We start from the raw sequence: 23507 nt of genomic DNA on the forward strand, positions 1-23507 counted from the left end.
ATGGCCGAGCTGCCCATGGCCCGACCCTCGACCGGAGAGACGCCGACCGTCGCGGAGATGCGCTACCCCGCCGGGGCGCTGGCCGGCGACTATGCGCGGGCCGGGGCGGGGCTGGCGCTGACGGTGCTGCCGCTGGCCTTCCTGCCCGTCACCCCCTGGATCGCCGTGCCGCTGGCGGCCTGCGCGCTGCTGTTCGCGGTCTTCGCGGCGCGCACCCTGCAACGCCAGCTGACCCGCCTGACCATGGACGGCGAGGGCCTGCGGGCCGACGGGCCGCTGGGCGGCGCCATCCGCTGGGACGCGCTGTCCGGGCTGAAGCTGCGCTACTACGCGACCAAGCGGGGGCGCGACGACGGCTGGATGCAGGCGGCGCTGAGCGGTGGCGGCACGACCCTGCGCTTCGACAGCAATCTGGAGGGCTTCGACGCGGTGATCGAACAGGCCGCCCTCGCCGCCGGGCGCAACGGCGTGGCGCTGACCCCGGTGACGGTGGACAATCTGATCGCCCTCGGCATCGAGCCGCCGGCAGATCCCAATGAAAAAGACCCCAACGAAACGAGGCCGGCGCCATGAGCCGCACGCTGCTCCGGGTGGAGGACCTGAAGGTCGATTTCCAGGTGCCGGGCGGCGTGGTCCACGCGGTGCGCGGCGTGTCCTTCCGGGTGCGGGCGGGGTCCACCGTCGCCCTGGTCGGGGAATCCGGCTCGGGCAAGTCGGTGGCGGCGCAGTCAATCCTGCGCATCCTGCCCCGCAACGCCGCCATCGCGGACGGGCGCATCCTGTTCGACGACGGCATAGTCAACGAAGGCGCCGGCCCCGTCGACATCGCCGGGCTGAAGGCCGACGGCACGGCGATGCGGGCGCTGCGCGGCGGCCGCATTTCGATCATCTTCCAGGAACCGATGACCTCGCTGTCGCCCCTGCACACGGTGGGCGATCAGGTAAGCGAAGCGGTGCGGCTGCACCAGCGGGTGACCGCCCGGCAGGCCCGCGCGCAAGCCGAGGACATGCTGCGCCGGGTGCGATTCCCCGACCCGAAGCGGGCGTTGGACACCTACCCGTTCGAGCTGTCGGGCGGCCTGCGCCAGCGCGCGATGATCGCCATGGCGCTGGTCTGCCGCCCCGCCCTGCTGATCGCCGACGAGCCGACGACCGCGCTGGACGTCACCATCCAGGCGCAGATCCTGAAGCTGATCAAGGACCTCCAGGCCGATCTCGGGATGGCCGTCCTGCTCATCACCCACGACCTGGGGGTGGTCGCCAACCTCGCCGACGAGGTGGTGGTGATGCACCGTGGGCGGATCATGGAATCCGGCACGCGCGAAGACATCTTCGCCGATCCGCGCCACCCCTATCTCAAGGCGCTGCTGCGCGCCGTTCCGCGCTTCCACATGGCGCCGGGGGAACGGCTGGTGCCGATCCGCTCCATCACGTCGCAGGGCGGCAGCCTGCTGGAGAAGGATCACCAGCCCTGGCCGCCCGGCGCCGATGCGGCGGGGCCGCTGCTGGCGGTGGAGGGGGTGCGCAAGCGCTACGGCGCGCGCAAGGCCGGCTGGTTCGGCGCCAAGGCCGGGGCGGGCACGCTGGCGGTGGACGATGTCAGCTTCGCCATCGCGCGCGGCGAATGCGTCGGGCTGGTCGGCGAGTCGGGCTGCGGCAAGACCACCCTGTCGAAGATCCTGATGCGCGCCCTGACTCCGGACGCCGGAGACGTGCGCTTCAACGACCATGGCCGGATCGTCGACGTGCTGGGGTTGCAGGGCGACGCGCTGACCGCCTTCCGCCGCAAGGTCCAGTTCGTCTTCCAGGACCCCTTCGGTTCCCTGAACCCGCGGATGACCGTCTTCGACATCATCGCCGAACCGCTGGTCATCCACGGCATCGGCGACGAGGCGGAGCGCGCCGCGCGGGTGAAGGAACTGATGGGGCTGGTCGGGCTGGACGCGCGGCATCTGCGCCGCTACCCGCACAGCTTCTCCGGCGGCCAGCGCCAGCGCATCGGCATCGCCCGCGCGCTGGCCCTGCGGCCCGAGCTTCTGCTGCTCGACGAGCCGGTGTCGGCGCTCGACGTGTCGATCCAGGCCCAGGTGCTGAACTTGCTGAAAGACCTGAAGGAACGGCTCGGTCTGACCTACCTGTTCGTCAGCCACAATCTGGCCGTGGTGGACTACATGGCCGACCGCATCCTGGTGATGTGCCGTGGCCGGATCGTCGAGTCGGCGCCGCGCGAGGCGCTGTTCCGCAACCCGGTCCACCCCTACACCCGTGCCCTGCTGACCGCTGTGCCGGAACCGGACCCCAGCCGCCCGCTGTCGCTGACCGACCTGGAGGAGGGCCGCGCCTCCGACCCCGCGCGCTGGCCCGCCCCCTTCACCATCGACGACGACCATCAGCCCCATCTGGTCGATCTCGGCGGCGGCCATTGCGTGCGCGCCGACGCCGCCATCCGCGTGCGGGAGGTGGCGTGATGAGGCTGGCCCGCCCTGCCCTGCTCCTCCTCGCCTTCCTGGCACTCAGCGCCTTCGACGCGGTCGAGACGCCGATGCTGGAGAACGCGGTGGGCGCCGGGTCGCTGCCGCCGGTGGAGAAGCGGCTGCCGCTCACCCCGCTGGTCGAGCCGATGGACCGGCCCTGGCAGTCGCCGGGGCGCCATGGCGGCGACCTGCGCCTGCTGATGGCGCGGACCAAGGACACGCGACTGATCTACGTCTACAGCTACGCCCGGCTGGTCGCGCTGACCCCGAGCCTGCGCATCGTCCCCGACATCCTGGAGCGGGTGGATGTCGAGGAGGGGCGGATCTTCACCTTCACGCTGCGCCGCGGCCACCGCTGGTCGGACGGCCATCCCTTCACGGCGGAGGACTTCCGCTACTGGTGGGAGGACATGGCCAACAACGCCAAACGCTCCCCCGGCGGACCGCCGCCGGAGATGATGGTGGCCGGGGAAGCGCCCAAGTTCGAGGTGCTGGACGCCGCGGCGGTGCGCTACACGTGGTCGCGCCCCAACCCCTTCTTCCTGCCCATGCTGGCCGGAGCCAAGCCGGTGGAGATCTACGCCCCGGCCCATTACCTGCGGCGCTTCCACCCGCGCTTCACCGAACCGCTGGAACTGAAGCAGCGGGTGGAAGCGGAGCGGCAGAAAAGCTGGCAGCAGCTTCACAACCGCAAGGACAATCTGACCGAGTTCGACAACCCGGACCTGCCGACCCTGCAGCCCTGGGTGCCGACGACCGCTCCGCCCGCGGAACGTTTCATCTTCGTAAGGAACCCCTATTTCCATCGGGTCGACCCGGCGGGGCGGCAGTTGCCCTACATCGACCGGGTCATCATGACGGTGGCCGACGCCAAGATCATCCCGGCCAAGACGGGAGCCGGCGAGAGCGACCTCCAGGCGCGTTACCTGCGGTTCGACAACTACACCTTCCTGAAGCAGGGGGCGAAGCGCAACGACCAACGGGTCACGCTGTGGCGCACCGGCATCGGGGCGCAGATGGCGCTGTTTCCCAACCTGAACTGCAACGACCCGGTGTGGCGCGCGCTGAACCGCGACGTGCGCTACCGCCGCGCCCTGTCGCTGGCCATCGACCGCGAGGAGATGAACCAGGTCATCTATTACGGCCTCGCCATCCCGACCAACAACACGCTGCTGGAGGTCTCGCCCCTGTGGGTGCCGGCCTACCACGACCGCTGGGCGCAGTTCGACGTCCGGCAGGCCAACCGGCTGCTCGACGAGATCGGCCTGACCAAGCGCGACGTCAACGGCGTCCGCCTGCTGCCCGACGGCCGCCCGTTGGAGATCGTGGTGGAAACAGCCGGGGAAAGCACGGAGGAGACGGACGCGCTGGAGCTGATCGCCGACGGCTGGCGGCGCATCGGGGCGCGGCTCTACATCCGCTCCTCGCAGCTCGACGTGTTCCGCAACCGCATCTTCGCCGGCGACACCTGCATGTCGATTTCGCGCGGGCTGGACAACGCCATCGCCACAGCGGACATGAGCCCCGCCGAGCTGGTGCCGGTCGATCAGGCCAAGTACCAGTGGCCGAAATGGGGCCAGTTCTTCCAGACCATGGGCAAGGATGGCGAGCGCCCCGACATGCCCGAGGCGCGCGACCTGCTGGAGGCCTTCCGCGCCTGGCGCGACGCCCCGGACGAGGCGGGTCGGGCGGCGGCCTGGACGCGCATCCTGACGCTCAACGCCGAGCAGGTCTTCACCATCGGCACGGTGGCCGGGGTGCCGCAGCCGGTGGTGGCGCGCCGCGCCCTGCGCAACGTGCCGGAGGAGGGTCTGTTCAACTACGACCCCGGCGCGCATTTCGGGCTGTACCGGCCCGACGGCTTCTGGTTCGACGAGAAGGGGTGAGGCCATGCTGGGCTACGTGATCCGCCGCATCCTCATCATGATCCCGACGCTGCTGGCGATCAGCGTCATCACCTTCGTCATCATCCAGCTTCCCCCCGGCGACTATCTGACCACGCTGGTCAACGAGATGCAGAGCCGGGGCGAGAGCATGGACCAGGGCCGGCTGGCCATGCTGCGCGAGACCTACGGACTCGACCGGCCGATGTACGAACAGTACGCGCTGTGGCTGGCCGGCATGCTGCGCGGGGACTTCGGCTATTCCTTCGAATACAACCTGCCGGTGGCCGACGTGGTGGGCGACCGGCTGTCGCTGACCGCCATCGTGTCCTTCGCGACCATCCTGTTCATCTGGGTGGTGTCCTTCCCCATCGGCATCTATTCGGCGACGCGGCAGTACAGCCTGGGCGACTACGTTCTGACCTTCCTCGGCTTCCTCGGGCTGGCGACGCCCAGCTTCCTTCTGGCGCTGGTCATGCTGTATTTCGCCAACGTGTGGTTCGGCACCTCGATCGGCGGGCTGATGGACCCGCGCTACATCGGCCAGCCCTGGAGCTGGGGCAAGGCGATGAGCGTGTTCGAGCACATGTGGATTCCGGTGATCGTCATCGGCACCGCCGGCACCGCCGCGATGATCCGCCGCCTGCGCGCCAACCTGCTGGACGAGCTGCACAAGCCCTACGTCGTCACCGCGCGGGCCAAGGGCCTGCCGCCGGGCCGGGCGCTGGTGAAATACCCGCTGCGGGTGGCGCTGAACCCCTTCGTGTCGGACATCGGCAACCTGCTGCCGCAGGTCGTCTCCGGTGCCGCCATCGTGTCGGTGGTGATGTCGCTGCCGACGACGGGGCCGATGCTGCTCCAGGCGCTGCGCAGCCAGGACATGTATCTGGCCGGGTCCTTCCTGATGTTCCTGGCCGTGCTGACGGTGATCGGGGTCTTCCTGTCCGATCTGGCGCTGGCCGCGCTCGACCCGCGCATCCGCCTGAGCGGGGGAGCCAGCCGATGAGCGCCACCCTGCCCCCTGCACCCCCCCTGCCCCACACCGTCGACACCGCCCCCTGGGACCCCGACGAGGTCGAGCGGCTGTCGCCCGAGCAGGAGCGCTTCACCACCGCCTCACAATGGCGGATGGTCTGGTGGAAGCTGCGGCAGCACAAGCTGGCGGTGGCCTCGGGCATCGTGCTGCTGCTGCTCTACGCCTCGACCCTGGTCAGCGAGATCCTGGCCCCCTACGCGGTGGACAGCCGCAATTCCCACTTCATCCACGCCCCGCCGCAGACCGTGCATCTGTTCCACGAGGGGCAGTTCGTCGGCCCGTTCGTCTACGGTTACAGCTATCGGCTGGACATGGAGATCCTGAAGCGGGACTACACGCCGGACCCCACGAAGGTGCAACCGATCCGCTTCCTCTGCCGCGGCGACCGTTACGCGTTCTGGGGGCTGGTGGAGAGCGACTGGCACCTCGCCTGCCCGGCCGACGGCGGGACGCTGTTCCTCATGGGGACCGACCGGCTGGGGCGGGACCTGCTGTCGCGGATGATCTATGGGACGCGCATCTCGCTGACCATCGGGCTGATCGGCGTCGCGGTCAGCTTCGTGCTGGGCATCGTGATCGGCGGTATCGCCGGCTATTACGGCGGCTGGGTGGACAACCTGATCCAGCGGCTGATCGAGATCATCCGCTCCTTCCCCGAACTGCCGCTGTGGATGGCCCTGTCCGCCGCCCTGCCCGTCACCTGGAACCCGATCTTCATCTATTTCGGGATCACGGTGATCCTCGGCCTTCTGGAATGGACCGGCCTCGCCCGCGCCGTGCGCTCCAAGCTGCTGGCCCTGCGCGAGGAGGACTTCACCACCGCCGCCCAGCTGATGGGCGCCAGCCCGGCCCGCATCATCGGCCGGCACCTGCTGCCCAGCTTCATGAGCCACCTGATCGCCTCGGCGACGCTGGCCATCCCCGGCATGATCCTGGGCGAGACGGCGCTGAGCTTCCTCGGCCTCGGCCTGCGCCCGCCGATCACCAGCTGGGGGGTGCTGCTGACCGAGGCGCAGAACATCAACGTGGTGGCGCTGTACCCCTGGCTGATGCTGCCGGTGCTGCCGGTGATCGTGACCGTGCTGAGCTTCAACTTTCTCGGCGACGGCCTGCGGGACGCCGCGGACCCGTATCGGTAACCCTCAGGGCTTCTTCTTCGCCGCAGGCTCCGGCTGCTCCTTGAGGGAGGCCAGCACCATGCGGACGCGGGCGAGGTCGGCGTCGTTGCCCTTCGCCGGGGCGGAGGCGGGCGCGGCCTTGGCCGGGGGGCGCTTCGGCGGGGCGGGCTCGGCCGCCGCGACCTGCGTCCGCGGGGCGGCGGGTGCCGGTTTGGCGGCGACCGCCTTGCCCGACGCGGCCTTCGCGGGAGTCGCCCTGGCCTCCAGGATGCGGGGGTCGCCGCCCTTCGGGCTCCAGGTACGGACCGGGCCGGTGTCCACATGGACGTGGCCGGTGTGGGGATAGAGCGCGTAGCCGCCGCGCTGCAGGGCCGCGGCCTCGTCGGCGAGGCGGCGGGGCGGGACGCCGGGGATGGAGATGTCGGCGGCCTGCCCGCGCAGGTGATAGCTGTTCTCCGCCACGTTCGGGTTGCTGCGCGCCAGCGTGACGTTGGTCAGCGGCGAGCGGTAGCCCGAGGTGATGTGGACCGGCGTGTCGGCGTCGGCGCCGCAGCGATCCCGCAGGTCGGCCAGAAGCTCCACCAGCGTGGGATCGACGGGCACCGTCTCGCCGGTGCGGCGGTCGCGGAACAGGGTGGCGATGCGGTCCAGGGCCTGCGGGTCATAGCCGTCGGCGCGGCGGTAGGTGACGCTGACCGTCTCGCCGCTGGCGGGATGGTGCAGGACGATCGAGCGGGGGCCGCCATCGAACGAGGCCTGGGGACCCGGAGTGGAAGCACAGCCGGCGAGCATTCCGCCGGCGAGCAGGCCCAGCAACGATAAGCGCAGAAGATGCCGCATGCGTCTCCCCAGAGTTCTCTCTGCGGTTGCAGGCGGTTTTCATACCATAATTGTCACACGATCCGGCAGTGACAACGGGCCACGGGACGCGAACGGAGGCTTGGCCGTGTCATCGGCGCATCACTGTCCAAGGGGATAGTTGCCGATCAGAGGGGAAGCGCCATGCCTTCGCGGGCGACCAGCGTGCCGGGGCGCCGGGCCTCGGCGGCGGTGGCGATCACATCCAGCTCAGCGTCGGTGCGCCGGGGATCGTGGTGGAAGATGACCGCGCGCTTCACATCGGCCTCGTCGGCGATGCGCAGGCACTCCTCCCAGGTCGAATGGCCCCAGCCGACGCGGGCGGCGTATTCGGCGTCGGTGTAGGTGCAGTCGTAGATCAGCAGGTCGCTGCCGCGCACCAGCTCCATCACGGCGGGGTCGCGCCCGGCGGCGGGGTGTTCGGTGTCGGTGACGTAGCACAGGCTGCGCCCGGCGAACTCCACGCGGTAGCCGGTGGCCCCGTCCGGGTGGTTCAGCGCGGTGGTGCGCACGGTGACGCCCGGCTTGACCGCCAGCGTTTCGCCGCTGACGAAATCGTGGAAGGTGCAGTCGGCCCGGAAGATCTCCACCGGGACCGGGAACAGCGGTGCCGACATCATGCATTCCAGGACGGAGCGCATCGTCCGCTCCCGCTCCAGATGGCCGGCCCTGATCCGCACACGGCTGGCCGCGTCGAAGGCCGGCGCGAAGAAGGGCAGGCCGCAGATGTGGTCGAGATGGCTGTGGGTCAGCAGCAGATCGACGTCCACCGGCTCCCCCTGGCGCATCAGCGCCTCGCCCAGCGGACGAAGGCCGGTGCCGGCGTCGAGAACCAGAAGAGCGTCCCCGCAGCGCAGCTCGACGCAGGGGGTGTTGCCGCCGTAGCGGACCGTGTCCGGCCCCGGGGAGGCGATGCTGCCACGCACGCCCCAGAAGCGGACGGTGAAGTCCGGCGGGGTGTCGGGCGCACCGGAACAGGCGTCGGAAACGGTTCGTGCCGTCATGGTACCGACAATTTGGCGGTAGGACCCTCGCGAGTCGAGTGAAAAGGTTGTTTCACGAAACGACCCTCCGGCGCGTCCATAGGCCGGTCCGACGGCAGGCAGGCAGACATTCCGCCTCGATAGAAGGGGGGACGGCACAAGACGGGGGTAAGAGGAAAAGGCGTGCCGCACCGCCAAGATGTGGAGATGCCCAATCCAATAAGATGTGGTAGTTTGCGCCCGTTCGCCCATCGACGCGAAAAATCGCCTCCGGACCCCGACCCCTCGGATGGACCCAGACAAACTCGCCAAAGTCCTCGCCATGGCCGAGTCGGAGCATCAGGGCGAGGCCCAGTCCGCTCTGCGCGCCGCGCGCATCATGCTGTCGAGGGCCGGCCTGTCGTTCCGCGATCTTGCCCGCGGTGCCCGTCCGGTCTCCACCACCCCGGAACCGCCGCCCGCCGCCAGCGCCCCGCCGCCCGACCGTCCGCCGCCGCCCGACCAGCTCGTCCAGGGCTTGCGCCGTCAGGTGCGCGATCTGGAGCTGGAGGTGGCCGGGTTGAAGCGTCAGCTTGAGAAGAGCAACGGCGACATGGAGCGCCAGCGCGAGGAGGCCGACCGCTGGCGCGGCCTCGCCCGCGAAACCGCCGAGAAGCTCTGGGACCTCGGCAAGGCGCTGGAGCGCAAGCACAGCCGCCACACCAGCCTGGACAAGCGCCGCGCCATCCTCGACCTGTTGCAGGACCCCAACAGCGCCCTGCTGGCCGACCACGAGATCGCGCGGCGGGTCGGCACCTCGCCCAAGCTGGTCGCCCACTGGCGCCGCCGGCTGGCCATCGTCGGGCGCAAGATCCGGCTGCTGCCCGTGGTGCCGCGCGGCCGCGGCCTGTGGGGCGGCGGGCGTCCGGCCGGTCCGGCGCGCGGCAGCGCGGCCCTGGAGAACAAGCGCCAGCGCTGGATGGGCTATCCGGTCGCCGTCACCATCTCGGACCGGTCAGGACCGCTCGGCAAGCGGCCCTGACACGGTGTTCCCGTTTCAGTTGGCCCGTTTCAGTTGGCCCGTTTCAGTTGGCCCGTTTCAGTTGGACGATCCGTTCCCATCGGTCGTCGCGCTGCCCAGATCCGCCGGTCCTTCCGCGCTGGGCGAGCGATCGGTCACCGCGACGCGCCAGACCGTGTTCGACAGGTCGTCGGCGATGATCAGCGCGCCCTTGGGGTCCACCGTGACGCCGACCGGCCGGCCGTAGGTGTGGCCGTCCTCGCCCATGAAGCCGGTCACCACCTCGACCGGATCGCCGGCGGGGGCGCCGTCGCGGAAGGGGACGAAGATCACCTTGTAGCCGCTGGGCACGCTGCGGTTCCAGCTGCCATGCTCGCCGACGAACACGCCGTCGGCGAAGCGCTCGCCCATCACCGGCGAGGAGAAGGCCACGCCGAGGGCCGCGACGTGCGAGCCCAGGGCATAGTCCGGCTTGATCGCCGCGGCGACCAGCTCCGGCTTCTGCGGCTGGGCGCGCGGATCGACGTTCTGGCCCCAGTAGCTGTAGGGCCAGCCGTAGAAGGCGCCCTCGCGGACCGAGGTCAGGTAGTCGGGAACGAGGTTGGGGCCAAGCTCGTCGCGCTCGTTGACCACCGCCCACAGCGTGCCGGTTCCCGGCTGGATGGCGAGCGCGGTGGGGTTGCGCAAGCCTGTGGCGTAGGGTCGGTGCGCGCCCGTCTGCGCGTCGATCTCCCAGACCATCGCGCGGTCGGCCTCGGCGGGCATCCCGCGTTCGGTGATGTTGCTGTTGGAGCCGATGCCGACATAGAGGAAGCGCCCGTCCGGGCTGGCGGCCAGCGACTTGGTCCAGTGATGGTTGATGTAGGAGGGCAGGTCGGCGACCTTCTCCGGCGGCCCCTCGGCGCGGGTCTGGCCCTCGCGGTAGGGGAAGCGCACCAGCGCGTCCTGGTTCGCGACGTAGATCTGGCCGTTCACGAAGGCCAGCCCGTAGGGGGCGTTCAGCTGGTCGGCGAAGACCGTGCGCTCCTCGTACTTCCCGTCGCCGTCGGCGTCGCGCAGCAGGGTGATGCGGTTGCCGCTGGGGACCGAGGTCGTGCCCTTGGCCTTGATGATGCCCGCAATGAAATCCTTGGGCCGCAGCGGCGGGGCCGAACCGCCCCGGCCTTCGGCGACCAGGATGTCGCCGTTGGGAAGGACGAGGGTCTGGCGCGGGATGCCGAGGTCGGTGGCGATCGCCGTGACGGTGAAGCCCTCCGGAACGGTCGGTTTCCGGTCGCCCCAGGAGGCGGGGTTGGCGATCTTCATGCTGGGCAGCAGGCCGTACTGCTGTTCCGGCAGAGGCGGGTTGGCGCCGTACACGGGCTGCGACGGGTTGTTGTCGTCGCAGGCGGTCAGCAGGGCGACGAGTGCTGCGGCGGCCAGCAGGCTGGAGCGTGTCATCGCGTCTCTCCCATCCGGCGGCTCATGCCGAAGCTGGAGAAGCCGAACCAAGTCGCCAGGAGGGCGGTCACGGCGACGGCCGCCGACAGGATCATGCCCTCGGGCATGATTCCCCACGCATCCCGCGCATGCACGAAGGCATTGACGAGGCCAAGCGCGACGGTGACGAGCAGCAGGACGAAGTAGACGAGCCCGCGGCCACGGCGCCGGCCGGCGCGGAACAGGTCGATGAAGGCCCAGAGGAGCGAGAAGCCGGCGAAGACCATGCCGCCGGCGATCAGCCAGGCGGCGAAGTTGCTCCACTGGATTTCGAAGCTCCTGGAATAGGCGATGTCGCAGAGCAGGCCGCCCAGGAACAGCGGAAGGGAGGCGGCAAGCAGCACCGCGTGCAAGGGATGGATGGCCCTTGCCGGTCTGCCGTGATCGACGATGGCTACCAAGACGTCATCTCCTTGCCCGACGGGGGTCCGTGCCGACGCGGCGCGGAAATCAATCTTTTCAATGGGCAGGGATGAGGATGGTTCCGCGCTGCGGTGGGCTGGCAGCCGCCGGCCGGGGATCAGGGCACCAGCCGGTAGCCGCCGGGCTCCGTCACCAGGATTTCGGCGTTGGACGGGTCGCGCTCGATCTTCTGGCGCAGGCGGTAGACGTGGGTTTCCAGCGTGTGGGTGGTGACCCCGGCGTTGTAGCCCCACACTTCGCCGAGCAGCGTCTCCCGCCCGATCACCGCACCGCCGGCCCGGTACAGGTATTTCAGGATCGCCGTCTCCTTCTCGGTCAGGCGGATCTTCCGGGCGCCGCCGTCGGCCAGGAGCAGCTTGCCCGCCGGGCGGAAGCTGTAGGGGCCGATAACGAAGACAGCGTCCTCGCTCTGCTCGTGGACGCGGAGCTGGGCGCGCAGCCGGGCCAGCAGCACCCCCATGCGGAAGGGCTTGGTGACATAGTCGCTGGCCCCGGAATCGAGCCCGAGGATGGTGTCGGCGTCGGACGCCGCCGCAGTCAGCATGATGATCGGGCAGCGCACCCCCTCGCGCCGCAGCAGGCGGCAGAGGTCGCGCCCGTCCATGTCCGGCAACCCGACGTCGAGCAGGATGGCGGCGAAGCCGCCCTCCCGCGCCACGGCCAGCGCCGAGGCGCCGTCCCCGGCCTCCACCGTCTCGAATTCCTCCAAGAGCTGGAGCTGCTCGGCGAGGGACTGCCGGAGGGCGGTGTCGTCGTCAATCAGAAGGATGCGTTTCGCAAGCGTCATTCGGGGGCGTTCACCGGTGGCTCCGGGCGCGGAACTTATCATGGCCCGCGCGGGATTGCCCTAGACTTATCGGAAGGACCTGAGCATAGCGCAACCCGGATTCGCCCGCACCGGCAGCGGTTTGCACCACCGTTGCACCGCCGGCAACGGTGTGGCGCGCGGGATTTGCTGGACAGGGGTGCGCCACCTGCGCTTTGCTTCCCGCGCTCTCCGACCCATGTCGGGATCTTTCGCCCTTCGGGGCGCAGCACGCGAAGCCTCCGTTATGTACGCCGACGCCCCTTCCGACTCCGCCCCGCCCGAAGCCGTCCTGCCCATGGACGAAGCCGCCATGCGCGCGGTGGACCGGGCCACGGCCGCCCTGCGCCGGGGCGAGGCCGTCGCCATCGAGACCGCCGACGGCAGCGTCGGCGCCGCGGTGTCGGTGGAATCCGTGGCGATCGACGCCGTGCAGCGGCTGGTGCAGCTGACCGGCGCCGCGCCGGTCCTGGCCGTCACCCGCCGCCGCGCCACCGTGCTGAAGCTGATGGGCGAGGGGACGGGCGTCGTCGCCCTGTCGCTTCCCCGCTGCCTGACCGCGGACGAGGCCCACGCGCTGGCCGACCCCGAACACCGCCCGGACGGAGCGATGCCGGAGGGCCTGACCGCCACGGCCATGGATCCCGGCTCGCGCGAGACCGCGGCGGTGGACCTCGCCCGGCTGGCGCGGCTGCTGCCGGCGGCCATCGTCGCCCCCGCTACGGGACACACGACTGCCGGCCACAGCGGCAGCGCCGCGGAATGGGCGGCGAAGCACGACCTTCTTCTGGTCCGCGCCCGCGACATCGCCGATTACCGCGTCCATGTGGTGCGCACGCTGCGCCGGGTGGCCGAGGCCCGCGTCCCGCTGTCCGGCGCCGAGAACACCAGCATCGCCGCCTTCCGCCCCATCGACGGCGGGCCGGAGCATCTGGCGATCATCGTCGGCAACCCGGTGGCCGGCGAGCCGGTGCTGGCCCGCCTGCATTCGGAATGCTTCACCGGCGACCTGCTGGGCAGCTTGCGCTGCGACTGCGGCCAGCAGCTGCGCGGCGCCATCGCCGAGATCGCCCGGCAGGGCAGCGGCGTTCTGCTCTATCTGGCGCAGGAAGGGCGGGGGATCGGCCTCGTCAACAAGCTGCGCGCCTACCGCATCCAGGACCGCGGCTTCGACACGGTGGACGCCAACGAGATCCTGGGATTCGAGGCGGACGAGCGGGTCTATCTGCCGGCGGCGGAGATGCTGCGGCAATTGGGCTTCACCGCCGTGCGGCTGATGACCAACAACCCGGAAAAGCTGCGTCAGCTCGCCCGCTGCGGGATCGAGGTGGTCGAGCGCGTTCCCCACATCTTCCCGTCCAACGGCCACAACGAAGGCTATCTGCGCACCAAGGCGGAGCGCAGCGGTCACATGTTCTGAGAGTCGATTCTTCGGGAGGCAGGAAACGCCTCTTGCCCGGCAGCTCTTGCCGGGTCGCGGGTCGCATCCGAGACCGAACGCGCCCGAGGGGGCGGGATTTCAGCCCGAGGGACTGGCACGCCGGTTGCTTAGGGTAGGGCTGGACACCGCGACGGGAGACCGCCCATGGCCATCGACGCCACCACCATCGACGCCGCCGCCGCTTCGCGGCCGGTGCAGCGCGAGCGGTCACCGGCCCAAGCGGCGCCCCCCTTGACGGCCATGGAAAGCCGGGACAGCCCCGACCGCTACGAGGCCGAGGCCGAAATGTCCTTCGGCGACTTCCTGGACATCATCAACCCGCTTCAGCACATCCCCATCGTCAACACCATCTATCGCGAGATCACCGGCGACACGATCAAGCCGTCGTCCAAGGTCATCGGCGGCATCCTGTTCGGCGGCCCACTGGGCGGCATGGCGTCCATCGCCAACGCGGTGGTGGAACAGGCCCAGGGCAAGGACATCGGCGGGCAGATCATGGCCTCGCTCGGCTTCGACGGGGACGCCGCCGCCGGCCATCCGCCTGCCGGCACCTCCGGAGCCACCGCGGTCGCCGCCCTGCCGGACTCCGCCGCCGGCACCTCCGCGCCAGCTGCGGCCGCTGCGGCCGCTGCGGCGCCGTCCGCCCAGCCGGCCCGCACCGTCACGGCGGAGTTGCCCGACGCCAAGCGGCCCACAGCGCCGTCCCCATGGGGTGGGGGCGGACCGGTGAGCGGGTCCGGGCGCGACGGCCTGACGGACACGCCGCACCCCTCGCGGATGCCGGCGCGCGACACCCCGCTGGCGAACAGCATGATGGCCAGATACGCCGCCGCCAAGCCGCATCCCTCCACCGTCGGTTTCGCCGCCACGGCGGCTCCCTCCGGCGCGCCGAAGGCCGGAGAAGCCCAGGCGACCACGGCCCAACCGGCCGCTGCAACCGGGGCCGCAGCCGGGGCCGCGAATGCGTCGACCAACGCATCCGCGCAGGCGAACGCCACCCCGGCCGCCGCCAACAGCAACGCCTTCGCGCCCGTGACACCGGACATGCTGTCTGAGACGATGATGCGCAATCTGGCCAAGTACGAGCAGGGCCGGCGGGCCGCGCAGGCCCCCGCGCCCAGCCTGAGGGTGTCGGGCTGAACGCCGGTGACCCGGGACATGGGCGGCGCGGATGCGGGTGAGGGTAGGGGCGATGGAGATCACGGTTCGTCTTGAGGACCCGCCGTCCGAAGGCCGCCTCGACTGGCCGGGCGGGTCGTTCCGCTGCGTGCTGGGCCGCGGCGGCATCCGTTCCGACAAGCGGGAGGGCGACGGCGCCACCCCGGTCGGCCGCTTTGCGCTGCGCCGCGTCCTGTGGCGCGCCGACCGGCTGCCGCAGCCCGAAACCGTCCTGCCGGCGTCCCCCATCGCGCCCGACGACGGCTGGTGCGACGATCCTACGGACCCCGCCTACAACCGCCCGGTCAAGCGCCCCTACGCCGCCAGCCACGAGGAGCTGTGGCGCGAGGACCATGTCTATGACGTCATCGTGGTGATGGGGCACAACGACGATCCGGTGGTGCCGGGTCTGGGCAGCGCCGTGTTCATGCATGTGGCGCGGCCCGACCGGGCGCCGACGGCGGGCTGCGTCGCGCTGCCCCTGCCGGACCTTCTGCGGCTTCTCAAGGATTGCGCGCCGGGCACCGCGCTGACCGTCTCGGTGCCCGCGGAATAGCGCTGCGGCTTGACCGCTGTTATCCGGCGGCGGGGGTGGGGCGCGCGCCGAAGATCGCCGTGCCGACGCGTACGTGGGTGGCGCCGAAGCGGATGGCCGTCTCGTAATCGCCGCTCATCCCCATGCTGACCTCGGGCAGGCCGGCGCGGCGCGCCATGTCGGCGAGCAGGGCGAAATGCATCGCCGGCTCCTCGTCCACCGGCGGGATGCACATCAGGCCGGCCACCGGCAGGTTCCAGGTGTCGCGGCAAGCGGCCAGGAAGGCGTCCAGCTCCGCCGGGGGAATGCCGGCCTTCTGCGGCTCCTCGCCGGTGTTGACCTCGATCAGGCAGCGCGGGCGGCGCCCGCTGCGCGCCATCTCCTCGGCGAGCGCCTCGGCCAGCTTGGGCCGGTCCACCGTCTGGATCACGTCGAACAGGGCCACCGCGTCCTTGACCTTGTTGGTCTGGAGCGGGCCGATCAGGTGCAGTTCCAGGTCCGGGAAGCGCTCGCGCAACGCGGGGAACTTCGCCTTGGCCTCCTGCACGCGGTTCTCGCCAAAGACGCGCTGGCCGGCGGCCAGGGCTTCCTCGATCGCCTCCACCGGGTGGGTCTTGGAGACGGCGACCAGCGTCACCGCGCCGGGAGCCCGCCCGCCGGCGGCGCAGCCGTCCTGGATGGACCGGCGGACGGCCTCCAGCCGGGTCGTGACGCTGCCGTCTGATGTGTCGGTGTGCGAAGCGGACATGCCGGTTCTCCCCCTTTGCGGCCCCCTTGTGCGGCCCCTTCTGCGGTGCCTGCCTGTACAGGAACCGGAGGGCGTGGTAACGGACGGACCGACGAAACGCAAGCACCCCGAGGAGAACACGGCATGCGTGGTTGGATGCGTCCCCTGATCCTGTCGGCGCTGATTCTGGGGGCCGCGCCGTTCACGGCCGGCAGCGCCCTCGCCCAGAACGCCGGAAGCCAGAATGGCGGGAAGCCCGCCGCCGGCAAGGAAGCGGCGGGAAAGGAAGCCCCGAAGGAGGCCCCCAAGACGGCGGCGGGATCGGCCATCGCCCAGGCGCCCTTCGCCGAACAGCCGTTCCCGTTGCAGGACGACGGCACCTACAAGGAGTTCCTGGGCGCCGCCGCCGCCGACCTCAACCGGCGCTGCACCAAGCAGGAGAATTATGGTTGGGTGTTCAAAAAGGACGACGACGCCCGCCGCGACCAGATCCTGGAATCCACCCTGGGCGGCTTCCGAAAGGCTGGTTGGAAGCTGGGCGAAGTGAAGGTTCGCTCCATTCGCGATCCGGGAACCACCGCCTACATGGCGGAGAAGGCCAAACAGCGCCTGCTCGCGGTCTGGACGCCGATGGAGGATGCGGCGATCCTGCTGCTTTGCGAGACCGAAGCGGCGCAAGCCACCAAGAAGTAAGGGGCAATGCCCAAAGGAAAACGGCGGCGGATGGGTATCCGCCGCCGTTTCCGTTAGATTTGCCGCAAGGCCGATCAGAAGGCCAGACGGGTGTCGATCATGATGATGTGGGCACGGTCGTCGAGCCCGACAGCGTCGGTCTTCAGATCGAGATAGCTGTACTCCAGGCCCGTCGTCAGACCCGGCGCGACGGTGTAGGTCACGCCGCCCTGATAGAGGTCAGCCTTGGCCGGAGTCGTGCCGGTCGCAACGTCGTTGCCGCGCGAATGCGAGTAGTTGGCGGCCAGGATGAGCGGACCGGCGGTGTACTGGGCGCCGACGATCCAGATGTCCTGCTTTTCCTTCGTCGTGACCGACTTGTCGTAGCCGCTATCACCGCTGTAGGCGTAGCTGCCGCCGATCTTGAAGTTGCCGTAACCGAGGTTCAGGCCGGCGTGAACCGAGCTCAGCTTTTCGAAGCGGGTGGCCGCGGCGCCGACGCCGTCATCAACGGCATCGCCGAACTGGTAGAAAGCGCTGGCCGCGACGCTGAAGCCGCCGAACTCGTTGGTGTAGGTGCCGCCGACCTCGACGACATCCTGGAAGCCGCCGTTGTCCTGACGACGGTTGATCGAGGTGTGCGAGTCGCCGCTGCGCGGCATGTAGGAGACGCCGCCCTGGAAGCCCGCGATGGTCGGGGTCAGGTAGATGATCTTGGTGCCGACATCGCCCGAGGCGAGGGCACGGAAGTTGTTGGTGGTGCTCGGCAGCAGGTCGTAGGTCGAAGAGCCGTTGAGGAACTCGACCGTGTTGTTGTCCGGACCGCCGGCGATGCCTTCGACGTTCGGGCCGATGATGCCGAACTCGTCCGACAGACCGTTGATCGTGCCGGCCTGCAGCGTGCCGAAGCTGCTGTTCACGAAGATGAAGGCGCGGTCGGCGTCCATGGTGCGGACGTTGCCAGCACCGTTGAAGGCGCGCATGCGGATGCGGCCACCATACTCCAGCCCGTTGTCGGCCGTGGCGACCGGCGTGACGATCACGCGGAAGCGGTTGGCGAACTCCGTCGAGCGGGTGTCCTGGTCACGATCCTGTTCAACGTAGGCGCCCTGGAAGAACGCGTCGCCGCCGATCTTGACCTCGAACTTGGTCTGGGCGGAAGCCACGCCGCTGCAGGCGATGATCGCGATGGCTGCGCAGCCCGTAACAAGAGAACGCTTCATTGATGGTCCATCCTTCTAGCAGGCCCCCAAAGAGACTGGAGCCGTGCGGTTGTGCTTCCCACCAACTACTAAGCCACCCGTTCTCTTACCCGGCAAGGGTGATTCAACAGGGAAACCGGTTCAACTGTAACACAGTTGCTATTCCGACACAGTCATAAGTAATTGAAGGGAAATGGTTTTTCCCGTATGCCGCAAAAATAGCACATTACTTGGCCAGATTTTGAGCGCAGTGAACAAACTTTGCGCACGAAAATGCGTCCTCTCGACAGCGCGCTGGAAGGTGAATGATGCAGCATTATGGACACGGAAAAATGAACAAAGAAAAAGGGCGGTGGCCGAAGCCACCGCCCCCTTCATCCACGGATGACCGCAGATTAGAACGCCAGGACCGTACGGACCAGGACCACGTGACCTTCGTCGTCGCGGTTGACCAGGTCGGACTTGGCCTCGAAGTAGTCGTACTGAGCCTGCAGGGTCAGGCCCGGAGCAACGGTGTAGCCCGCGCCAACCTCGTAGACCTCGAGCTTACGCTTGCCCGGGGTGAGGAGAGAGCCGGCGTCCTGGCCGTTCTTGTAGTTCGCGCCGACCACGATCGGGCCCGCGGTGTACTGAGCGCCGACAACCCACACGCGGCTCTTGTCGTTGTTCGTACCGAGGCCCTGGACCTGGCCCGACTCGCCGAAGTCGGTGTACGAACCACCGATCGCGAAGCCGGCGTAGCCGACCTGCGCACCGACCTGCCAAGCGTTCAGGTCTTCGACGCTGGTGCCGGCAACAGTGGCGTTGGCGGCATCACCCCAGTAGTAGCCGGCGCTGGCCTTCACAGCAACGCCACCGAAGGTGTTGCTGTAGTTGGCGCCAACTTCGACCATGTCCTGGAACGTGGTGGAGAAGCTGCCGGCAACACCAGCGGTCGGCTCAATGCGATTGACATCGCCAGCCGAGCTGTCGTTGCGCGGGGTGTAGCTGGCACCGAGCTGCAGGCCGGCGAAGCGCGGCGAGAAGTACACGATCTTGGTCGAGTTGTTCTCGACGACCAGCGACTGGTTCAGGATCGAGCCGTTCAGGCCAGCCAGACCACCGCCGATGTCCGCACCGGCAACAGCGTTGCCACCGATCCAAGCGGTCACGCCGTCATAGATCGCCAGCGGCAGGTAATCCTGCGGGGCGGTGACGTAGGTGGCGTCGTTGAAGGAGTTGGTCACGCCCATCTGGACCTGACCGAAGGCGCCCTGCGCGAAGATGTAGCCGCGGTCGGCGTCCATCGTGCGGCCAGAGGCAGCGGAACCGGCATTGGCGCGCATGCGGATGCGACCGCCGTACTCCAGACCGTTGTCCGCCTTGGCGGTCGGGGTCACGATGACGCGGAAGCGGTTGCGGAACTCAACCGAACGCAGGTTGGTGTCACGGTCCTGGTCGACCCAGCCGCCTTCGAAGTAGGCGTCGCCGCCGACCTTGACTTCAAACTTGGCCTGGGCGTTGGCGGCGCCGGCACCCAGAGCCAGAGCGGCAGCGGCGCAGCCCGCGAGCAGATAACGGTTCATGATTGTTGCCTCCATCCTGGCAGCAGAATTTTCAGCCCGGTTAACGTCCTGGCTGGCTCTGTGGTACGCAGATGCAGGGACGCCAGCAAGCCGGAAATCGAAAAGTTGCAGCAATGAAGGAACAGTGTGTCCGACGGAACACACCTTGATTGTGCGCCGCCGTCGGGATTCCGCGGTGCACACAGACCCGTTGCAGCGTTCCGGTCCCGGACCCGAACACAGCAAAGGCACAGGCGGAGCCCCGCATCGGCTGTTGCCGCGGGCGGGCTTTTATGGTCTTTTCAGCCGCATCCGCCGCGGTATCGTGCGCGGTACCCCGAATTTATTGATCCAGGTTCCGACCATGCGCCGTTCCCGTGTCCTTCGCCTTGCCCCCGTCGTGCTCGCGGCGTCGCTCGCCGTGGCCGGTTGCTCCAGCTGGGGCGGCCAGACGGAAACCGTCGATGAGCAGATCAAGAAGGAATACAAGTTCGGCAGCCTTCTCGGCACCGACGGCGGCTTCAGCCTGTTCGGCAAGAACAAGCGCAACGGCGCCGAGCAGGGCGACCCCAACGGCATCGGCGTCAACAGCTTCCTGTGGCGCGCCTCGCTGGACACGCTGTCCTTCATGCCGATCGTCTCCGCCGACCCGTTCGGCGGCGTCATCCTGACCGACTGGTACACGCCGCCGGACACCCCGAACGAGCGCTTCAAGGTCAACCTGTACATCATGGACCGCCAGCTCCGCGCCGACGGCGTGCGGGTATCGGTGTTCAAGCAGCAGCGCGCCGGGTCGGACTGGCGCGACAGCGCGGTCGGGCCGGAGACGGCGTCGACGCTGGAGGACGCGGTGCTGACCCGCGCCCGCCAGATCCGCGTCGCCCAGCAGGCCGCGGCGCGCTGAGCGCAGGCGCCGGGCGGGGTGGGGCGCGGGCATCGGTCCGCCGCCTGTTAACCCCGCCATCGGCGCCTTATGTGTCTGGATCCACGAAATTCACGGAACGGCGTCTGCGGTCATGTCGCGTTACAATGTCAAGGAAACCGAAGCGAAGTGGCAGGGCGAGTGGGAGCGGCAGGGCTGCTTCACCGCGCGCGAGGACGCTTCCCGTGAGAAGTATTACGTGCTGGAGATGTTCCCCTACCCGTCGGGGCGCATCCACATGGGGCACGTCCGCAACTACACCATCGGCGACGTGATCGCGCGCTACAAGCGCGCCCGCGGCTTCAACGTGCTGCACCCGATGGGTTGGGACGCCTTCGGCCTGCCGGCGGAGAACGCCGCGCTGGAGAAGAAGACCCACCCGGCGACATGGACCCGCGAGAACATCGCGGCCATGCGCGCCCAGCTGAAGACCATGGGCCTGTCCATCGACTGGGACCGCGAAATCGCCACCTGCGACGTGGAGTATTACCGCCACGAGCAGAAGATGTTCCTGGATTTCCTCAAGGAAGGCCTGGCCTACCGCAAGGAGTCCTGGGTCAACTGGGACCCGGTCGACAACACGGTCCTCGCCAACGAGCAGGTGATCGACGGCCGCGGCTGGCGCACCGGCGCGCTGGTCGAGAAGCGCAAGCTGTCGCAGTGGTTCCTCAAGATCACCGCCTACGCCGACGAGCTGCTGAAGGGGCTGGACACGCTGGACCGCTGGCCGGAACGCGTGCGTCTGATGCAGGAGAACTGGATCGGCAAGTCCACCGGCGTGCGCTTCCGCTTCGACCTCGTCGGGCGGGCGGACAAGCTGGAGGTCTTCACGACCCGGCCCGACACGCTGTTCGGCGCTTCCTTCGCGGCGATCTCCGCCAACCACCCGCTGGCCGCCGAGCTGGCCGCCGGCAACCCCGCGCTGGCCGAGTTCATCGCCGAGTGCAACCGCCTGGGCACCAGCGAGGAGGCGATCGAGACCGCCGAGAAGCGCGGCTTCGACACCGGGCTGCGGGTGGCGCATCCCTTCGACCCGTCCTGGGAACTGCCGGTCTACGTCGCCAACTTCGTGCTGATGGACTACGGCACCGGCGCCATCTTCGGCTGCCCGGCCCATGACCAGCGCGACCTGGACTTCGCCCGCAAGTACGGCCTGCCGGTCACGCCGGTGGTCGTTCCGGCGGACGCCGATCCCGCCACCTTCACCGTCGGCGACGAGGCCTACACCGGCCCCGGCCTGCTGCGCAATTCCCGCTTTCTCGACGGGCTGGAGGTCGAGCCGGCCAAGCAGGAGGTCGGCAAGCGTCTGGAGGAGCAGGGGCAGGGCGAGCGCACCACCCAGTACCGCCTGCGCGACTGGGGCGTCTCCCGCCAGCGTTACTGGGGCTGCCCGATCCCGGTCGTCCATTGCGAGAGCTGCGGCATCGTTCCGGTGCCGGAGCAGGATCTGCCGGTCGTTCTGCCGGAGGACGTGACCTTCGACAAGCCCGGCAACCCGCTGGACCACCACCCGACCTGGAAGCACACGAGCTGCCCGAACTGCGGCAAGCCGGCGGTGCGCGAGACCGACACCTTCGACACCTTCATCGAGTCGAGCTGGTATTTCGCCCGCTTCTGCTCGCCCAAGGCCGAGGACATCGCCTTCACGCGCGAGGCGGTGGACTATTGGCTGGCCGTGGACCAGTACATCGGCGGCATCGAGCATGCCGTGCTGCATCTGCTCTATTCCCGCTTCTGGACGCGGGCGATGAAGCAGTGCGGCTACCTGAACGTGGAGGAGCCCTTCGCCGGCCTCTTCACCCAGGGCATGGTCAACCACGAGACCTACAAGGACTCCGGCACCGGCGCCTGGCTGGCCCCGACCGACATCCGCAAGAACGATCTCGGCGACTACATCCGCAACGACAACGACGGCCCGGTGACGGTCGGCCGTGTCGAGAAGATGTCCAAGTCCAAGAAGAACGTGGTGGACCCGGCGCACATCATCGGCACCTACGGCGCCGACGCCGCCCGCCTGTTCATGCTGTCCGACAGCCCGCCGGAACGCGACCTGGAATGGACGGAAGCCGGCATCGACGGCGCCTGGCGCTACATCAACCGCCTGTGGCGGATGGTGACGGAATCGCCCGTCGCGCTGCCGCCCGCCGGCGCGCCGAAGCCGGACGCCCTTGGCGCCAAGGCCGAAGCCACCCGCCGGATGGTCCACAAGGCCATCGCCGGCATCTCGGAAGACCTGGAGAAGTTCCGCTTCAACAAGGCGGTGGCCCGCGTGCGCGAACTGTCCAACGCCCTGGCCGAGCTGGACGGCACGGGCGAGGGCGAAGCCTGGGTGCTGCGCGAAGGCTTCGAGGCCACCGTCCGCCTGATCGCCCCGATGATGCCCCATCTGGCCGAGGAGCTGTGGGCGCAGCTTGGCCACGCCACGCTGCTGGTGAACCAGCCCTGGCCGCAGGCCGACGCGGCCCTGGTGGTCGAGGACTCGGTCACCATGGCGGTCCAGGTCAACGGCAAGCTGCGCGCCACGCTGGAGCTGCCGCGCGACATGGCGAAGGACGCCGCGGAGCAGGCCGCCCTGGCCGATCCCAACGTCCAGCGCGCCCTGGAGGGTAAGCCGGTGCGCAAGGTCATCGTCGTCCCGAACCGGGTGATCAATGTCGTCGTCTGAGCATCACAACGGCAAAGCCGGCGTCCGGCGGCGGGGGCTTGTCGCCCTCGCCCTGCTGGCGCCGGCGGTGCTGGCCACGGCGGCCTGCGGTTTCCAGCCGATGTATGGGAACCTCGGGACCAACAGCATCGGCACCGCCCAGCTTCAGCAGGTGGACATCGGGGTCATCCCGGACCGCTACGGCCAGAAGCTGCGCAACCTCCTGATCGACCGCTTCTATGCCGACGGCCGGCCGGCCGCCACGCTCTACCGGCTGGAGACCACGCTGACCGCGTCGGAGCAGAAACTGTCCATCCAGAAGGACGCGACCGCCACCCGCGCCCAGCTCGTCGTGCTCGCCCCTTACCGGCTGATCGACGCGACGACGGGAAAGATCCTGTTCCAAGCCAACGCGCGCTCCTTTATCAGCTACAACGTGCTGGAGCAGCAATACGGCGCGCTGGCCGCGGTCGAGAACGCCTACGACCGCGCCATTCTGGAAATCTCCAACGAGATGACGATCCGCGTGGCCGCCGAACTCGGTCGCAAGACCTGATTCACACTGGATAACGGAGGCCATGCCTCCGCCACCGACGGTGTCTT

At 69.0% G+C, this 23507-nt stretch carries 21 protein-coding genes; 13 read left to right on the top strand and 8 right to left on the bottom strand.

What is annotated here, in order from left to right:
- The 5 genes from ABAZ39_RS13620 to ABAZ39_RS13640 are packed head-to-tail and all read left to right on the top strand — an operon-like array spanning nucleotide 1 to nucleotide 6532.
- Nucleotides 1–573 carry a hypothetical protein gene (locus tag ABAZ39_RS13620; protein WP_038530141.1) on the top strand — a complete coding sequence of 191 codons (573 nt, stop codon included), beginning with the start codon at nucleotides 1–3 and terminating at the stop codon, nucleotides 571–573.
- Nucleotides 570–2468 carry an ABC transporter ATP-binding protein gene (locus ABAZ39_RS13625; protein ID WP_038530143.1) on the top strand — a complete coding sequence of 633 codons (1899 nt, stop codon included), beginning with the start codon at nucleotides 570–572 and terminating at the stop codon, nucleotides 2466–2468. Before ABAZ39_RS13620 ends, ABAZ39_RS13625 begins: the two co-directional genes overlap by 4 nt.
- A complete protein-coding gene (locus ABAZ39_RS13630; protein ID WP_038530145.1) occupies nucleotides 2468–4360 on the top strand; it encodes an ABC transporter substrate-binding protein in 1893 nt (630 codons plus the stop codon). Before ABAZ39_RS13625 ends, ABAZ39_RS13630 begins: the two co-directional genes overlap by 1 nt.
- A 4-nt stretch (nucleotides 4361–4364) precedes the next feature.
- Nucleotides 4365–5363, top strand: coding sequence for an ABC transporter permease (locus tag ABAZ39_RS13635; protein ID WP_014238963.1), 999 nt, complete (start codon nucleotides 4365–4367; stop codon nucleotides 5361–5363).
- Nucleotides 5360–6532, top strand: a complete 1173-nt coding sequence (locus ABAZ39_RS13640) for an ABC transporter permease (RefSeq protein WP_038530148.1) — start codon at nucleotides 5360–5362, stop codon at nucleotides 6530–6532. Before ABAZ39_RS13635 ends, ABAZ39_RS13640 begins: the two co-directional genes overlap by 4 nt.
- Nucleotides 6533–6535: 3 nt before the next feature.
- Here the strand turns inward: ABAZ39_RS13640 and ABAZ39_RS13645 are convergent, their stop codons facing one another.
- Both ABAZ39_RS13645 and ABAZ39_RS13650 read right to left on the bottom strand, forming a co-directional pair.
- Nucleotides 6536–7351, bottom strand: coding sequence for a YcbK family protein (locus ABAZ39_RS13645; protein ID WP_038530151.1), 816 nt, complete (start codon nucleotides 7349–7351; stop codon nucleotides 6536–6538).
- Between the two features lie 146 nt (nucleotides 7352–7497).
- Nucleotides 7498–8373 carry an MBL fold metallo-hydrolase gene (locus tag ABAZ39_RS13650; RefSeq protein ID WP_038530154.1) on the bottom strand — a complete coding sequence of 292 codons (876 nt, stop codon included), beginning with the start codon at nucleotides 8371–8373 and terminating at the stop codon, nucleotides 7498–7500.
- Between the two features lie 268 nt (nucleotides 8374–8641).
- Here ABAZ39_RS13650 and ABAZ39_RS13655 point away from each other — a divergent pair, with 268 nt between their 5' ends.
- Nucleotides 8642–9373: a hypothetical protein gene (locus ABAZ39_RS13655; protein ID WP_247881593.1), complete on the top strand. Its 732-nt coding sequence runs from the start codon at nucleotides 8642–8644 to the stop codon at nucleotides 9371–9373.
- Between the two features lie 57 nt (nucleotides 9374–9430).
- On the opposite strand, the gene ABAZ39_RS13660 is transcribed toward ABAZ39_RS13655, so the two are convergent.
- From ABAZ39_RS13660 to ABAZ39_RS13670, 3 genes are all read right to left on the bottom strand, one after another.
- The gene (locus ABAZ39_RS13660) at nucleotides 9431–10792 is read right to left on the bottom strand and encodes a PQQ-dependent sugar dehydrogenase (RefSeq protein ID WP_038530156.1); all 1362 of its coding nucleotides are present in this window, start codon (nucleotides 10790–10792) and stop codon (nucleotides 9431–9433) included.
- The gene (locus ABAZ39_RS13665) at nucleotides 10789–11232 is read right to left on the bottom strand and encodes a DUF2231 domain-containing protein (RefSeq protein ID WP_038530158.1); all 444 of its coding nucleotides are present in this window, start codon (nucleotides 11230–11232) and stop codon (nucleotides 10789–10791) included. Before ABAZ39_RS13665 ends, ABAZ39_RS13660 begins: the two co-directional genes overlap by 4 nt.
- 119 nt (nucleotides 11233–11351) lie before the next feature.
- Entirely contained in the window at nucleotides 11352–12041 is a 690-nt protein-coding gene (locus ABAZ39_RS13670) for a response regulator transcription factor (RefSeq protein WP_038530160.1), read from the bottom strand.
- Nucleotides 12042–12306: 265 nt separating this feature from the next.
- Here ABAZ39_RS13670 and ribA point away from each other — a divergent pair, with 265 nt between their 5' ends.
- From ribA to ABAZ39_RS13685, 3 genes are all read left to right on the top strand, one after another.
- The gene (ribA, locus tag ABAZ39_RS13675) at nucleotides 12307–13479 is read left to right on the top strand and encodes a GTP cyclohydrolase II (RefSeq protein ID WP_175428644.1); all 1173 of its coding nucleotides are present in this window, start codon (nucleotides 12307–12309) and stop codon (nucleotides 13477–13479) included.
- A 165-nt stretch (nucleotides 13480–13644) separates the two neighbouring features.
- Nucleotides 13645–14640: a hypothetical protein gene (locus ABAZ39_RS13680; RefSeq protein ID WP_038530163.1), complete on the top strand. Its 996-nt coding sequence runs from the start codon at nucleotides 13645–13647 to the stop codon at nucleotides 14638–14640.
- Nucleotides 14641–14692: 52 nt separating this feature from the next.
- Nucleotides 14693–15214: a L,D-transpeptidase family protein gene (locus ABAZ39_RS13685; protein WP_038530165.1), complete on the top strand. Its 522-nt coding sequence runs from the start codon at nucleotides 14693–14695 to the stop codon at nucleotides 15212–15214.
- Between the two features lie 19 nt (nucleotides 15215–15233).
- Here the strand turns inward: ABAZ39_RS13685 and ABAZ39_RS13690 are convergent, their stop codons facing one another.
- Nucleotides 15234–15941 (bottom strand): YggS family pyridoxal phosphate-dependent enzyme, encoded by a 708-nt coding sequence (locus ABAZ39_RS13690; RefSeq protein WP_038530167.1) that lies wholly within the window; start codon nucleotides 15939–15941, stop codon nucleotides 15234–15236.
- Nucleotides 15942–16064: 123 nt separating this feature from the next.
- Here ABAZ39_RS13690 and ABAZ39_RS13695 point away from each other — a divergent pair, with 123 nt between their 5' ends.
- Entirely contained in the window at nucleotides 16065–16613 is a 549-nt protein-coding gene (locus ABAZ39_RS13695) for a hypothetical protein (protein WP_038530169.1), read from the top strand.
- A gap of 74 nt (nucleotides 16614–16687) precedes the next feature.
- Here ABAZ39_RS13695 and ABAZ39_RS13700 read toward each other — a convergent pair whose 3' ends face one another.
- A complete protein-coding gene (locus tag ABAZ39_RS13700; protein ID WP_038530172.1) occupies nucleotides 16688–17815 on the bottom strand; it encodes a porin in 1128 nt (375 codons plus the stop codon).
- 374 nt (nucleotides 17816–18189) lie between these two features.
- On the bottom strand, nucleotides 18190–19359 hold the full coding sequence (locus ABAZ39_RS13705; protein WP_038530175.1) for a porin: 1170 nt from the start codon (nucleotides 19357–19359) through the stop codon (nucleotides 18190–18192).
- A 343-nt stretch (nucleotides 19360–19702) separates the two neighbouring features.
- On the opposite strand from ABAZ39_RS13705, the gene ABAZ39_RS13710 reads away from it, so the two are divergent.
- The 3 genes from ABAZ39_RS13710 (at nucleotide 19703) to lptE (ending at nucleotide 23460) form a co-directional block, all read left to right on the top strand.
- Nucleotides 19703–20242, top strand: coding sequence for a DUF3576 domain-containing protein (locus ABAZ39_RS13710; protein ID WP_038531557.1), 540 nt, complete (start codon nucleotides 19703–19705; stop codon nucleotides 20240–20242).
- 112 nt (nucleotides 20243–20354) lie between these two features.
- A complete protein-coding gene (gene leuS, locus ABAZ39_RS13715) occupies nucleotides 20355–22925 on the top strand; it encodes a leucine--tRNA ligase (RefSeq protein WP_038530177.1) in 2571 nt (856 codons plus the stop codon).
- A complete protein-coding gene (lptE, locus tag ABAZ39_RS13720) occupies nucleotides 22912–23460 on the top strand; it encodes an LPS assembly lipoprotein LptE (RefSeq protein WP_038530179.1) in 549 nt (182 codons plus the stop codon). Before leuS ends, lptE begins: the two co-directional genes overlap by 14 nt.
- Nucleotides 23461–23507: the final 47 nt, after the last annotated feature.

The sequence above is a fragment of the Azospirillum argentinense genome (assembly GCF_000632475.1).
Classification (GTDB): Bacteria; Pseudomonadota; Alphaproteobacteria; order Azospirillales; family Azospirillaceae; genus Azospirillum; species Azospirillum baldaniorum.

Coding starts and splice junctions, on each gene's coding strand:
- ABAZ39_RS13620 (WP_038530141.1), top strand. CDS start 1: ATGGCCGAGCTGCCCATGGCCCGACCCTCGACCGGAGAGACGCCGACC.
- ABAZ39_RS13625 (WP_038530143.1), top strand. CDS start 570: ATGAGCCGCACGCTGCTCCGGGTGGAGGACCTGAAGGTCGATTTCCAG.
- ABAZ39_RS13630 (WP_038530145.1), top strand. CDS start 2,468: ATGAGGCTGGCCCGCCCTGCCCTGCTCCTCCTCGCCTTCCTGGCACTC.
- ABAZ39_RS13635 (WP_014238963.1), top strand. CDS start 4,365: ATGCTGGGCTACGTGATCCGCCGCATCCTCATCATGATCCCGACGCTG.
- ABAZ39_RS13640 (WP_038530148.1), top strand. CDS start 5,360: ATGAGCGCCACCCTGCCCCCTGCACCCCCCCTGCCCCACACCGTCGAC.
- ABAZ39_RS13645 (WP_038530151.1), bottom strand. CDS start 7,351: ATGCGGCATCTTCTGCGCTTATCGTTGCTGGGCCTGCTCGCCGGCGGA.
- ABAZ39_RS13650 (WP_038530154.1), bottom strand. CDS start 8,373: ATGACGGCACGAACCGTTTCCGACGCCTGTTCCGGTGCGCCCGACACC.
- ABAZ39_RS13655 (WP_247881593.1), top strand. CDS start 8,642: ATGGACCCAGACAAACTCGCCAAAGTCCTCGCCATGGCCGAGTCGGAG.
- ABAZ39_RS13660 (WP_038530156.1), bottom strand. CDS start 10,792: ATGACACGCTCCAGCCTGCTGGCCGCCGCAGCACTCGTCGCCCTGCTG.
- ABAZ39_RS13670 (WP_038530160.1), bottom strand. CDS start 12,041: ATGACGCTTGCGAAACGCATCCTTCTGATTGACGACGACACCGCCCTC.
- ribA (WP_175428644.1), top strand. CDS start 12,307: ATGTACGCCGACGCCCCTTCCGACTCCGCCCCGCCCGAAGCCGTCCTG.
- ABAZ39_RS13680 (WP_038530163.1), top strand. CDS start 13,645: ATGGCCATCGACGCCACCACCATCGACGCCGCCGCCGCTTCGCGGCCG.
- ABAZ39_RS13685 (WP_038530165.1), top strand. CDS start 14,693: ATGGAGATCACGGTTCGTCTTGAGGACCCGCCGTCCGAAGGCCGCCTC.
- ABAZ39_RS13690 (WP_038530167.1), bottom strand. CDS start 15,941: ATGTCCGCTTCGCACACCGACACATCAGACGGCAGCGTCACGACCCGG.
- ABAZ39_RS13695 (WP_038530169.1), top strand. CDS start 16,065: ATGCGTGGTTGGATGCGTCCCCTGATCCTGTCGGCGCTGATTCTGGGG.
- ABAZ39_RS13700 (WP_038530172.1), bottom strand. CDS start 17,815: ATGAAGCGTTCTCTTGTTACGGGCTGCGCAGCCATCGCGATCATCGCC.
- ABAZ39_RS13705 (WP_038530175.1), bottom strand. CDS start 19,359: ATGAACCGTTATCTGCTCGCGGGCTGCGCCGCTGCCGCTCTGGCTCTG.
- ABAZ39_RS13710 (WP_038531557.1), top strand. CDS start 19,703: ATGCGCCGTTCCCGTGTCCTTCGCCTTGCCCCCGTCGTGCTCGCGGCG.
- leuS (WP_038530177.1), top strand. CDS start 20,355: ATGTCGCGTTACAATGTCAAGGAAACCGAAGCGAAGTGGCAGGGCGAG.
- lptE (WP_038530179.1), top strand. CDS start 22,912: ATGTCGTCGTCTGAGCATCACAACGGCAAAGCCGGCGTCCGGCGGCGG.